Raw genomic sequence first — 13,367 nt, 5'->3', positions numbered from 1 at the left:
CTTTGCGGCCGGTATGGCTTTTTGTGCCATGATACCCCGGCGCGCTGCCGGATAGCCCGACTTGGCTATACTTATAGCCTCTCTGAGTAAAGTCGAGGCTGTCATGAAACCCAAAGTAGAAACGTACAGCGCCGCCGCCGGTGGGTGGGGCGCGGTGAAGGCCGTAGCGGATGCGCTGCGTCGCCAGATGGATCTGCGCCGGGAGGCGATTGCGCTGTTTGACATGAATAAGCCAGACGGCTTTGACTGTCCGGGATGTGCCTGGCCCGATCCCAAGCACAGCGCCTCGTTCGACGCCTGTGAAAACGGGGCGAAGGCACTGGCCTGGGAGGCGACCGCGAAGCGGCTAGACGCCGGCTTTTTTGCCGCCCATACGGTGCAGACGCTGCTGAACTGGGGCGATCATGAACTGGAGGCGGCGGGCCGCCTGACCCTACCGCTGAAGTACGATGCCGCCAGCGACCGTTACCGGCCGCTGAGCTGGCAGCAGGCGTTCGAGGAGATCGGCGCCCACCTGCAAGGCTATCGCAACCCGAATCAGGTCGAATTCTATACCTCGGGCCGCACCTCCAACGAGGCGGCCTTCCTCTACCAGCTGTTCGCCCGCGAGTACGGCAGCAATAACTTTCCCGACTGCTCCAATATGTGCCATGAGCCGACCAGCGTCGGGCTCGCGGCCAGCATCGGCGTGGGGAAAGGCACCGTTCTGCTGGAGGACTTTGACCAGTGCGATCTGGTGATTTGCATCGGCCACAACCCCGGTACCAACCATCCGCGGATGCTGACCTCGCTGCGCGCGCTGGTGAAGCGCGGGGCGAAAATGATCGCCATCAATCCGTTACAGGAGCGCGGGCTGGAGCGTTTTACCGCGCCGCAGAACCCGCTGGAGATGCTGACCAATCGTGAGACGTCGCTGGCCAGCGCCTATTATCATGTGCGTATCGGCGGCGATACCGCGCTGCTGAAGGGGATGATGCGCCTGCTGATCGAGCGCGATGAGGCGGCGCGGGCCGCCGGGCAGCCGCCGCTGCTGGACGATGCCTTTATCGCAGAGCACACCCGCGGCTATGCCGCGCTGCGCAGCGATGTGCTCAACGCCCGCTGGCAGGATATTGAACGGATCTCCGGCCTGAGCCAGGCTCAGCTGGCCGAACTGACGGACGCCTACGCGGCCGCCGAGCGCACCATTATCTGCTATGGCATGGGGATCACCCAGCATCAGCACGGCACCCAGAACGTACAGCAGCTGGTGAATCTGTTGCTGCTGAAGGGCAATATCGGTCGCCCGGGCGCCGGTATCTGCCCGCTGCGCGGCCATTCGAATGTGCAGGGCGATCGCACCGTCGGCATCACTGAAAAACCATCGGCCGAGTTTCTGGCGCGGCTGGGCGACTACTTTGGTTTTACTCCGCCTTCGGCCCCCGGCCACGCGGCGGTAGCCAGCATGCAGGCCATCTGCGACGGCAGCGCGCGGGCGCTTATCTGTCTGGGCGGGAACTTCGCGCTGGCGATGCCGGACAGGCAGGCGAGCGCCGTGCCGCTCACTCAGCTGGATCTGGCGGTGCACATCGCGACCAAGCTGAACCGTTCGCACCTGTTGACCGCGCGTCACAGCTACATTCTGCCGGTGCTGGGGCGCAGCGAGATCGATATGCAGCAGAGCGGGGCGCAGGCGATTACCGTAGAGGACTCCATGTCGATGGTACACGCCTCCCGCGGGGTATTGACGCCCGCCAGCGACCAGCTGCTATCGGAGTGTGCGGTGGTGGCTGGGATCGCCCGGGCGGCGCTGCCGCACAGCGTCGTGGCGTGGGAGGCGCTGATCGCCGACTACGACCGCATTCGTGCCGCCATCGAGGCCGTTCTCCCTGCGTTTGCCGATGTGAATCAGCGCATCCGCCAGCCCGGCGGCTTCCACCTGGTCAACGCGGCGGCCGAGCGGCGCTGGCTGACGTCCTCGGGCAAGGCCAGCTTTATTCCCTGCGCGGGGCTGCTGGAGGATCCCGAATCGGCCTTTAACAGCGAGCTGGTGCTGGCGACGGTGCGCAGTCACGATCAGTACAATACCACGCTGTACGGCATGGATGATCGCTATCGCGGGGTGTTTGGTCAGCGTGACGTGGTGTTTATCAGCGCGGCGCAGGCGCAGCGCTGCGGGGTCGGCGATGGGGAGCGGGTCAACCTGATCGCCCTGACGCCGGACGGCAAGCGCAGCGGGCGTCGCATGGATGCGCTGCGGGTGGTGATTTACCCGATGGCCGATCGCTCGCTGGTGACCTACTTTCCGGAGTCAAACCATATGCTGACGCTGGACAATCACGATCCGGCCAGCGGTATTCCCGCCTACAAGAGCATTCCGGTGGTGCTGGAGCGAGCGGGGTAGGGCGGACGCGCGGCGAGCCGGGCGCCCTAGAGATCGAGCTCGATGTCCTGCTGCACGATACAGCAGCAGGGCAGGATCTCGTCCGGCTGCAGAAAGGCCAGCGGCGCCTGACGGTAGCTGACTCGCCCGCGCAGCAGGCGGCAGCGGCAGGCGCCGCAGAAGCCGGAGCGACACTGGTATTCGACCGCCACCTGCTGCTGCTCTAGGGTTGCGAGCAGCGTCCGATCGGGGCGGTGCTCCAGCTGACGCGCGCTGCGCGCCAGTCGGATACGGTAGCGCGGGGCATCCGGGCTTTCCGTCGCCGCGGCGGCGACGGCTTTAGCGGTGCGCGTCATCAGAGCTGGAAGCCGCTCAGATCGTCGGCGTTGACCTCGGCGTCGATCTGGCCGACCAGATAGGAGCTCACCTCGACCTCCTGCGGGGCCACCTGCACGTTGTCGGAGACCAGCCAGGCGTTGATCCACGGGATCGGGTTGGAGCGGGTCTCAAACGGCAGCGACAGTCCGACGGCCTGCATGCGAATGTTGGTGATGTACTCCACGTACTGGCACAGAATATCCCGGTTGAGGCCGATCATCGAGCCGTCGCGGAACAGGTAACCGGCCCACTCCTTCTCCTGCTGGGCAGCCTGTACGAACAGGTCATAGCACTGATCTTCGCATTCGGCGGCGATCTCGGCCATTTCCGGGTCGTCTTGCCCGGAGCGCATCAGGTTGAGGATATGCTGGGTACCGGTCAGGTGCAGGGCCTCGTCGCGGGCGATCAGGCGGATGATCTTGGCATTGCCCTCCATCAGCTCGCGCTCGGCGAAGGCAAACGAGCAGGCGAAGCTGACATAGAAGCGGATCGCCTCCAGCGCGTTGACGCTCATCAGACACAGGTAGAGCTTTTTCTTCAGCTCACGCAGGCTGACGGTCACCGGCTTGCCATTGATCTGGTGCGTTCCTTCCCCCAGCAGATGATAGTAGCCGGTGGTTTCGATCAGGTCGTCATAATAGGCGGAGATGTCGCGCGCGCGCTTGAGGATCTCCTCATTGCTGACGATATCATCGAACACCAGCGACGGATCGGTGACGATATTGCGGATGATATGGGTATAGGAGCGAGAGTGAATGGTCTCGGAGAAGGACCAGGTCTCGACCCAGGTCTCCAGCTCCGGAATGGAGATCAGCGGCAGCAGGGCGACGTTGGGGCTGCGGCCCTGAATGGAATCCAGCAGGGTCTGGTACTTCAGGTTGCTGATAAAGATATGCTTTTCATGATCGGGCAGCGCCTGATAGTCGATGCGATCGCGCGAGACATCCACCTCTTCCGGGCGCCAGAAGAAGGAGAGCTGCTTTTCGATCAGCTTTTCAAAGATTTCATGCTTCTGTTGATCATAGCGGGCAACGTTAACCGGCTGACCAAAGAACATCGGTTCGAGCAGTTGGTCGTTTTTTTTCTGAGAGAAGATGGTGTAGGCCATGACCCTAATCCTGTTGTGCCCCGCCGGTGCGAGGCGTCAAAAATAATGCGTGGATGCGGCGTCCCACGCCGGGGACGCCGTGCAGCGAGGGCGGTTAAATCTTGCAGGCGCCGCTTTCGCAGCCGTCGTCCTGCGCGCTCCCCAGATCTTCCTGCACATCCTCCGCACCGTCGCGGGTGTTTTGATAATAGAGGGTTTTCACCCCCAGTTTATACGCCGTCAGCAGATCTTTTAACAGCTGCTTCATCGGTACTTTCCCGGACGGGAAGCGTGACGGATCGTAGTTGGTATTGGCGGAGATCGACTGATCGACAAACTTCTGCATCAGGCCGACCAGCTGTAGATAGCCATCGTTGCCCGGCATGGCCCACAGCAGCTCGTAGGCATCCTTCAGGCGCTCATATTCCGGCACGACCTGGCGCAGAATGCCGTCCTTGGAGGCCTTGATGCTGATATAGCCGCGCGGCGGCTCGATGCCGTTGGTGGCGTTGGAGATCTGCGATGAAGTCTCCGACGGCATCAGGGCCGACAGGGTCGAGTTGCGCAGCCCGTCGCGGACGATTTCGGCGCGCAGGGTTTCCCAGTCATAGTGCAGCGGTTCGCGACAGATGGCGTCGAGATCTTTCTTATAGCTGTCGATGGGCAGGATCCCCTGCGCATAGGTGGTCTCGTTGAACCACGGGCAGGCGCCCTGCTCCTGCGCCAGGCGGTGTGAGGCCTTCAGCAGGTAGTACTGGATCGCCTCAAAGGTGCGGTGGGTCAGCGCGTTGGCGCTGCCGTCGGAGTAGCGCACCCCGTTTTTAGCCAGATAGTAGGCGAAGTTGATCACCCCGATGCCCAGGGTGCGGCGCCCCATAGCGCCGCGCTTAGCGGCCGGAATCGGGTAGTCCTGGTAGTCGAGCAGGGCATCCAGCGCGCGGACCGCCAGGGTGGCCAGCTCTTCCAGGTCGTCCAGCGAATCGATGGCGCCCAGGTTGAAGGCCGACAGGGTACACAGGGCTATCTCGCCGGTTTCATCGTTGACATCCTCCAGCGGCTTGGTCGGCAGCGCGACCTCCAGACACAGGTTGGACTGGCGCACCGGTGCGACCTGGGCGTCAAACGGGCTGTGGGTATTGCAGTGGTCGACGTTCTGGATGTAGATACGCCCGGTGGAGGCGCGCTCCTGCATCATCAGCGAGAACAGCTCGACCGCCTTGATCTTGCGCTGGCGGATGCGACTGTCCTGCTCGTACTGCACATACAGGCGTTCGAACAGGTTCTGATCGGCGAAGAAGGCGTCGTACAGACCCGGAACGTCGGAGGGGCTGAACAGGGTGATCTCGCCGCCTTGGATCAGGCGCTGGTACATCAGGCGGTTGAGCTGCACGCCGTAGTCCATGTGGCGCACCCGGTTATCTTCGACCCCGCGGTTGTTCTTCAGCACCAGCAGGCTCTCTACCTCCAGGTGCCACAGCGGGTAAAACAGGGTTGCCGCGCCGCCGCGGACGCCGCCCTGAGAGCAGGACTTGACCGCGGTCTGGAAGTGTTTGTAGAACGGGATGCAGCCGGTGTGGAACGCCTCGCCGCCGCGGATCGGGCTGCCCAGCGCGCGCAGGCGCCCGGCGTTGATGCCGATACCGGCGCGCTGGGAGACATACTTCACAATGGCGCTGGAAGTGGCGTTGATCGAGTCCAGGCTGTCGCCGCACTCGATCAGCACGCAGGAGCTGAACTGGCGCGTCGGGGTGCGCACCCCGGACATGATCGGCGTCGGCAGGGAGATCTTAAAGGTCGATACCGCGTCGTAGAAGCGCTTGACATAGTCCAGCCGGGTCTCGCGTGGGTAGTGGGAGAACAGGCAGGCGGCGACCAGGATATACAGGAACTGGGCGCTCTCATAGATCTCACCGCTGACGCGGTTCTGCGCCAGGTATTTGCCCTCCAGCTGCTTCACCGCGGCATAGGAGAAGTTCATGTCGCGCCAATGGTCGATAAAGCCATCCATCTGTTCGAATTCGTCGCGGCTGAAGTCGGTCAGCAGGTGGGCATCATATTTACCCATCTCCACCAGGCGTACGACGTGGTCATACAGTTTGGGCGGTTCGAACTGGCCGTAGGCCTTCTTGCGCAGGTGGAAGATCGCCAGGCGCGCGGCCATGTACTGGTAGTCCGGGGTTTCACGGGAGATCAGATCGGCGGCGGCCTTGATGATGGTCTCATGGATGTCCGCCGTGCGGATGCCGTCATAAAACTGGATGTGGGAACGCAGCTCAACCTGGGAGACCGAGACGTTTTGCAGCCCTTCCGCCGCCCAGTCGAGAACCCGGTGGATTTTGTCGAGATTGATGCGTTCTTTGCTTCCGTCGCGTTTGGTGACGAGCAGACTCTGATTCATAGGATACGTTCCTGTCCGTGTGAGCCCCGCTGGACGTGCGTTAGCCCCGCTGACGCTAGTGGCGTAGGCGCAGCGATAACACAATATATAGGGGGTGAATGACGATGTGGCAACAAGATAGTGTTGTTGCCCGCGTTTTGCAAGTGAACAAAATGGCGCGTGCTTGTGGATAAGTTGGGGGTGAAATGTTATGTAGCGGACGGTAGGCGGCGTCCGCTCTGGCACTGTCCGCGAGGGGATAACATGAGGGGCGCTTTTAAAAAAATTGATCGTTTGCCGTTTTATTATTCGTTACGGAAACGGGCAATCTTGATCTGGCGCGGAATGGGTTAAAACGTCACCGCCGCGGGGAAAACGGCAGCGGTGACGACGGCGCGCGTTACTCCGCCTCGCGGCAGGCGTGCAGCAGATAGTTGACGTCGACCCCCTGGCCCAGGGTGAAGCGATCGCGCAGCGGGTTATAGTGCATACCGCAGAGATGGCGCACCGTCAGCGGGGCGCTGTCCAGCCAGCCCATCAGCTCGGCGGGGCGGATAAACTTGCGCGGATCATGGGTGCCCTTGGGCACCATTTTCAGCAGGTACTCTGCACCCAGCACCATCAGCAGCCAGGCCTTGGGGTTGCGGTTGATGGTTGAAAAGAAAACCTGTCCGCCGGGTTTGACCAGGCGGGCGCAGGCCAGAACCACTGAGCGGGGATCCGGCACATGCTCCAGCATCTCCATGCAGGTGACCACGTCATACTGTGCGTCGGCGCGCTCGGCGTGCTGTTCGACCGTCTCCTGCAGATAGTTGACCGTGACGCCGCTCTCCAGGGCGTGGAGGCGCGCCACCTGCAGCGGCTCCGCCCCCATATCCAGCCCGGTGACCTCGGCGCCGGCCTGCGCCATGCTTTCCGCCAGAATGCCGCCGCCGCAGCCGACGTCAAGTACCCGCTTGGCGAACAGGCCGTCGGCGCGCTGCAGGATATAGTCCAGGCGCAGGGGATTGATGCGATGCAGCGGTTTGAACTCGCCCTCGGGATCCCACCAGCGCGAGGCGACGGCTTCAAACTTGGCAATTTCCTGCAAATCAACGTTTTGTGACACCTCTGACTCCTTTAATTCAGCGCGGCGGCGCGCGCAAAAAAGACCCTCTGGGGCGATTATACCCGTTGTTCCGCGATGGCAAAGGGGCAGTCGGCGCTCACGCGACGATGGCGCTGTGCATTTCGCACAACCCCGGCCTTTGTGGTATCATTATCGTCTTTGTCATCGTGTATGCGCCTGGTTCTACTCGATGTATTGAGGGTAGCGGCAGATGAATAATTAGTAGAGGGATAGCAGCTCCATGAGCGACCTTGCCAGAGAGATTACGCCGGTCAATATCGAAGAAGAGTTGAAAAACTCATATCTGGATTACGCCATGTCCGTTATCGTCGGTCGTGCGCTGCCGGATGTTCGGGATGGCCTGAAGCCGGTACACCGTCGCGTCCTGTTTGCGATGAACGTACTGGGCAATGACTGGAACAAACCATACAAAAAATCGGCCCGCGTGGTCGGTGACGTTATCGGTAAATATCACCCACACGGTGACAGCGCGGTTTATGACACTATCGTGCGTATGGCGCAGCCGTTCTCCCTGCGCTATATGCTGGTCGACGGTCAGGGTAACTTTGGCTCCATCGACGGTGACTCCGCGGCGGCGATGCGTTACACCGAAGTGCGCATGGCGAAGATTGCTCATGAGCTGTTGGCCGATCTGGACAAAGAGACGGTGGACTATGTGCCCAACTACGACGGCACCGAACAGATCCCCGACGTCCTGCCGACCAAGGTGCCTAACCTGCTGGTCAACGGCTCTGCCGGTATCGCGGTGGGGATGGCGACCAACATTCCTCCCCATAACCTGACCGAGGTGATCAACGGCTGCCTGGCCTATATCGATGATGAGAACATCACCATCGAAGGGCTGATGGAGCATATTCCGGGGCCAGACTTTCCGACGGCGGCGATCATCAACGGGCGCCGCGGCATTGAAGAGGCCTACCGCACCGGGCGCGGCAAGATCTACGTGCGTGCGCGCGCCGAGATCGAGGTCGACGCCAAGAATGGTCGCGAAACCATCGTGGTGCATGAGATCCCCTATCAGGTCAACAAGGCGCGTCTGATCGAGAAAATCGCCGAGCTGGTGAAGGAGAAGCGCGTCGAAGGCATCAGCGCGCTGCGCGACGAGTCCGATAAAGACGGCATGCGTATCGTCATCGAGATCAAACGCGACGCGGTGGGCGAGGTGGTGTTGAACAACCTCTACTCCCAGACGCAGATGCAGGTCTCCTTCGGTATCAACATGGTGGCGCTGCACCAGGGACAGCCGAAGCTGCTGACCCTGAAGGAGTGCCTGGAAGCCTTTGTGCGCCACCGCCGTGAGGTGGTGACCCGCCGCACCATCTTTGAACTGCGCAAGGCGCGCGAGCGCGCCCACATATTGGAAGGCCTGGCCATTGCGCTGGTCAACATCGATCCGATCATCGAGCTGATCCGTCGCGCGCCGACGCCCGCCGAGGCCAAGGCCGCGCTGGTTTCCCAGGCCTGGGCGCTGGGCAACGTGGCGGCGATGCTGGCGCGCGCCGGCGACGATGCCGCGCGTCCGGAGTGGCTGGAGCCGCAGTATGGCATTCGCGACGGCCATTATCACCTGACGGAGCAGCAGGCGCAGGCGATCCTGGATCTGCGTCTGCAGAAGCTGACCGGCCTGGAGCACGAGAAGCTGCTGGATGAGTACAAGGCGCTGCTGGAGCAGATCGCCGCGCTGATCTTCATTCTGCAAAGCCCGGAGCGCCTGATGGAGGTGATCCGCGAAGAGCTGATCGCTATCCGCGAGCAGTTTGGCGATGCGCGCCGCACCGAAATCACCGCCAACACGGCGGATATCAATATCGAAGATCTGATCGAGCAGGAAGACGTGGTGGTGACCCTGTCGCATCAGGGCTATGTGAAGTACCAGCCGCTGAGCGACTATGAGGCTCAGCGTCGCGGCGGTAAGGGCAAGTCTGCCGCCCGTATTAAGGAAGAGGACTTTATCGATCGGCTGCTGGTGGCCAATACCCACGACACCATCCTGTGCTTCTCCAGCCGTGGCCGCATGTACTGGATGAAGGTGTACCAGCTGCCGGAGGCCAGCCGCGGCGCACGCGGCCGTCCGATCATCAACCTGCTGCCGCTGGAGGCCGACGAGCGCATCACCGCGATCCTGCCGGTGCGTGAGTACGCCGAAGGGGTCAACGTGTTTATGGCGACCGCCAGCGGCACTGTGAAGAAAACGGCGCTGACCGAGTTCAGCCGTCCGCGCGCCGCCGGGATTATCGCCGTTAACCTCAACGACGGCGATGAGCTGATCGGGGTCGATCTGACCGATGGCAACGACGAGGTGATGCTGTTCTCCGCCGCCGGTAAAGTGGTGCGCTTCAAGGAAGACGCAGTGCGCGCCATGGGGCGTACCGCGACCGGGGTGCGAGGCATCAAGCTGGCCGGAGACGATCGCGTGGTCTCGCTGATCGTACCGCACGGTGAGGGGGCTATCCTGACCGTGACCCAGAACGGCTACGGCAAGCGCAGCGGCGTGGCCGAGTACCCGACCAAGTCACGCGCGACCCAGGGGGTTATCTCCATCAAGGTGACCGAGCGTAACGGCAGCGTCGTCGGCGCGGTGCAGGTCGAGGACTGCGACCAGATCATGATGATCACCGATGCCGGCACCCTGGTGCGCACCCGCGTATCCGAGGTCAGCATCGTCGGGCGTAATACGCAGGGGGTTATCCTGATCCGTACCGCCGAAGACGAGCACGTAGTGGGGCTGCAGCGGGTCGTCGAGCCGGTTGACGACGAAGAGCTGGACAGCATCGACGGCAGCGCCGCAGAGGGCGACGATGAGATCGTGCCGGAAGTGGAGAGCGATGACGATGCCGCCGAGGACGACGCTGAATAAGCGTTGACGTAGGTGTCACAAGGGCCGGTCACTCCGGCCCTTTTTTATGCCGCTGATCCGCCCGAATAGCGGTTGAGGCTTGCCTCCTGACTAGCGCTGACGCGCCGTTATGCCGCCAGGTCATTGCGCCGGGCGGGGTTTGCCGCTACCTTAACGCCATTCCCTCTGTTACTACGGTTACGGGCGCCACGTTGAAATACTTCGTCTCCTTTCGCACCACGCTCAAGGTTTCCCGCTATCTGTTCCGCACGCTGGCGCTGATGCTGTGGATCCTGGGTGCCCTGCTGACCACCTTCTACATTCTGAATAAGTTTCATGAGAAAGAGTCCGATATCCGTCAAGACTTTAACCTGAACTTCGATCAGGCCCAGTCGGTCATCCGTCACGCTAACGCCACCATGCGCGATATTCGCTATATCGCCGAGAATCGGCTGGCCTGGTCGGGCAGCGACGGTAGCATTCAGCCCTACAGCGGCAGGGCTCTGGACATCAGCGGCGAGCTGCCGCCGCTGCTGCCGATCTTTCCCGAGTCCGACTGCCGGCGCATCAGCGCGGGCTACCGCACCTCTCTGCGGGCGCTCAGCGGGTTTATCCGCTACTGGAAGGAGAACTTTGTCGCCGCCTACGATCTCAACCGGATCTTCGTCATCGGCGGCAGCAGCCAATGCCTGGCCGATTTTAGCATTCGCAACGTGCCCCTGGACGGCGGCAACACCCTGCGCCTGCTGCAGCAGCGGGTGATGCGTTTTCAGGGCAGCAACGATAAGGATCAGTCGCTGTTCTGGGTGATCCCGGGCGCGCAGAGCGACGCCGGCTCGCTGTATATCGCCTCACCGATATACAGCGGCAACCAGCTGGAGGCGGTGCTGGGCACCGAGCAGACGCTGCGTCTGGAGGAGTTGACCAACCCGTCGGTACTGCCGATCGGGGTTACGCTGCTCAGCGACAGCGGCGATACGCTGTTGAGCTATGCCGAAAACGGCGGGCCGCTGCCGATACTGAGCGGCCTGCCGGACGATGAGCACTACTTCGGCTATAACAGCGGCTACGACACGCTGCTGCTGAAGAAAAAGCTGCAGCCGAGCGGTCTGTCCATCGTCTACTCGCTGCCGTCGCGGGTGCTGCTGGAGCGCTTTAACCTGCTGCTGATCAACGCCATCGTACTGAACCTGATCAGCGGGATCGTCCTGTTCGTCCTGACCTGGCTGTTCGAGCGCAAGATGTTCCTTCCGGCGGAGAATAACGCGCTGCGGCTGGAGGAGCATGAGCAGTTTAACCGCAAGATCGTGGCGTCGGCGCCGGTGGGCATTTCGATCCTGCGGGCGCGCGACGGCAGCAACATCCTCAGTAACGAGCTGGCCCACAACTATATCAGCCAGTTTACGCCCGAGGATCGCCAGCGCATCACCCGGATTATCTGCGAAGAGCCGGTCAGCGTGTTGGATGTGATCACCGTACAGAACCAGAATCTGCAGATCAGCTTTGTCCGTTCGCGCTACCGCAATGAAGACGTGGCGATTTGCGCCATGGTCGACGTCAGCGCCAGGGTGAAGATGGAGGAGTCGCTGCAGGAGATGGCCGCCGCCGCCGAGCAGGCCAGCCAGTCTAAATCGATGTTTCTGGCGACCGTCAGCCATGAGCTGCGCACCCCGCTGTACGGCATTATCGGCAACCTGGATCTGCTGCGCACCAAGACGCTGCCGGAGGAGGTGCAGCGTCTGCTGGGGGCGATGAGCAACTCGTCGGGGCTGTTGCTGAAGATCATCAACGATATCCTTGATTTCTCCAAGATAGAGTCGGAGCAGCTGAAGATCGAGCCCGGTCGCTTTGTCCCGCGCGAGGTGATCCCGCATATCATCGGCAACTACCTCCCGCTGGTGGTACGTAAACGTCTGACGCTGTACTGCTTTATTGAGCCGGATGTCCCGGAGGCCCTCTCCGGCGACATCATGCGCATTCAGCAGGTGCTCTCGAATTTGCTGAGCAACGCCATCAAGTTTACCGATACCGGCTGCATTATTTTGCAGGCGCGGGTGAATGACTTCTATCTGGAGTTCCGGGTGCGCGACACCGGGCTGGGGATCCCGCCGCGCGACGTGCTGCGCCTGTTCGATCCCTTCTTTCAGGTGGGCAGCGGCGTTCAGCGCCATTTTCACGGCACTGGGCTGGGGCTGGCCATCTGCGAGAAGCTGGTCAGCCTGATGGACGGCGATATCGCGGTGGAGTCGTCGCCGGGGCTGGGCAGCATCTTTACCATTCGCCTGCCGATGTATCAGGCCAAGGCGGCGCAGCCGCTGCAGCCGGTGCTGCAGCCGGTGCTGCAGCAGCGCACCCTGTGGCTGGATATCCATAACGCCCGTCTGGAGCGCTATCTGCAGACGCTGCTGAGCGCCGCCGGTGCGCGGGTGTGCCTCTGTCCGCCGATGACGCCGTCGACGGCGCAGGATGTGCTGATCTGCGATCATCCGCCGCAGACGGAGCAGGCGTTCGCCGCCCAGGTGCGGCTGTGCGCCGACTACCTCGGCCACGCCTGTCGCCGCGCCTCGGGGGAATGGCTGTTGAATACCGCCGCGCCGCTGGAGCTGCTGCAGGTGCTGAACCGCATTTTTGCGCCGGAGAGCGTCGCGGAGTGCTGCCTGGACAACGCCATAGCGGCGCCGCTGGAGCTGCTGCAGGTGCTGAACCGCATTTTTGCGCCGGAGAGCGTCGCGGAGTGCTGCCTGGACAACGCCATAGCGGCGCCGGCGGATCGTCAGCAGGACTTCAGCGATATCGCGATCCTGATCGTGGACGATCATCCGATCAACCGACGTCTGCTGGCCGATCAGCTGATCTCGCTGGGCTTTAGCCAGGTCGCGGTGGCCTGCGATGGGGTCGATGCCCTGGGGGCGCTGCAGCAGCAGGCGGCGGATATCGTGCTGACGGACGTGAATATGCCCAATATGGATGGCTACCAGCTGACCGAGCGACTGCGTCAGCAGGGGCGCACCCTGCCGATCGTGGGAGTGACGGCTAACGCGCTGGCCGAGGAGCGCCAGCGCTGTATTGAGGTGGGGATGGACAGCTGCCTGTCCAAGCCGGTGATGCGGGAGGATTTGCTGGCCTCCCTCAGCGGCTATGCGCAGCAGATTCGCCGGCGGCGGGAGAAAGAGGCATAAAAAAACCCCGCCGACGGAG

7 protein-coding genes are annotated in these 13,367 nt (G+C 62.1%); 3 read left to right on the top strand and 4 right to left on the bottom strand.

Translation table 11 applies throughout. The features are described 5' to 3' along the window. Nucleotides 1-103 precede the first annotated feature (103 nt). A complete protein-coding gene (gene ydeP, locus ETEE_RS01515; protein ID WP_034162591.1) occupies nt 104-2,383 on the top strand; it encodes an acid resistance putative oxidoreductase YdeP in 2,280 nt (759 codons plus the stop codon). Nucleotides 2,384-2,409: 26 nt separating this feature from the next. On the opposite strand, the gene yfaE is transcribed toward ydeP, so the two are convergent. From yfaE to ubiG, 4 genes are all read right to left on the bottom strand, one after another. Next, entirely contained in the window at nt 2,410-2,718 is a 309-nt protein-coding gene (yfaE, locus tag ETEE_RS01510) for a class I ribonucleotide reductase maintenance protein YfaE (RefSeq protein ID WP_045424283.1), read from the bottom strand. Continuing rightward, nucleotides 2,718-3,848, bottom strand: coding sequence for a class Ia ribonucleoside-diphosphate reductase subunit beta (gene nrdB, locus ETEE_RS01505; RefSeq protein WP_034162590.1), 1,131 nt, complete (start codon nt 3,846-3,848; stop codon nt 2,718-2,720). Before nrdB ends, yfaE begins: the two co-directional genes overlap by 1 nt. Before the next feature lie 94 nt (nt 3,849-3,942). Then, on the bottom strand, nt 3,943-6,225 hold the full coding sequence (gene nrdA / locus ETEE_RS01500; RefSeq protein WP_034162589.1) for a class 1a ribonucleoside-diphosphate reductase subunit alpha: 2,283 nt from the start codon (nt 6,223-6,225) through the stop codon (nt 3,943-3,945). Between the two features lie 379 nt (nt 6,226-6,604). Then, nucleotides 6,605-7,312: a bifunctional 2-polyprenyl-6-hydroxyphenol methylase/3-demethylubiquinol 3-O-methyltransferase UbiG gene (gene ubiG / locus ETEE_RS01495; RefSeq protein ID WP_015461896.1), complete on the bottom strand. Its 708-nt coding sequence runs from the start codon at nt 7,310-7,312 to the stop codon at nt 6,605-6,607. A 241-nt stretch (nt 7,313-7,553) separates the two neighbouring features. Between ubiG and gyrA the strand changes: the two genes are divergently transcribed. Both gyrA and rcsC read left to right on the top strand, forming a co-directional pair. After that, a complete protein-coding gene (gyrA, locus tag ETEE_RS01490; RefSeq protein WP_034162588.1) occupies nt 7,554-10,190 on the top strand; it encodes a DNA topoisomerase (ATP-hydrolyzing) subunit A in 2,637 nt (878 codons plus the stop codon). A 191-nt stretch (nt 10,191-10,381) separates the two neighbouring features. After that, on the top strand, nt 10,382-13,348 hold the full coding sequence (rcsC, locus tag ETEE_RS01485) for a two-component system sensor histidine kinase RcsC (protein ID WP_034162587.1): 2,967 nt from the start codon (nt 10,382-10,384) through the stop codon (nt 13,346-13,348). The last annotated feature ends 19 nt before the right edge of the window (nt 13,349-13,367 follow it).

It is taken from the genome of Edwardsiella anguillarum ET080813, assembly GCF_000264765.2.
GTDB lineage: Bacteria > Pseudomonadota > Gammaproteobacteria > Enterobacterales > Enterobacteriaceae > Edwardsiella > Edwardsiella anguillarum.
This window is presented reverse-complemented; position numbering and strand designations above follow the sequence as displayed.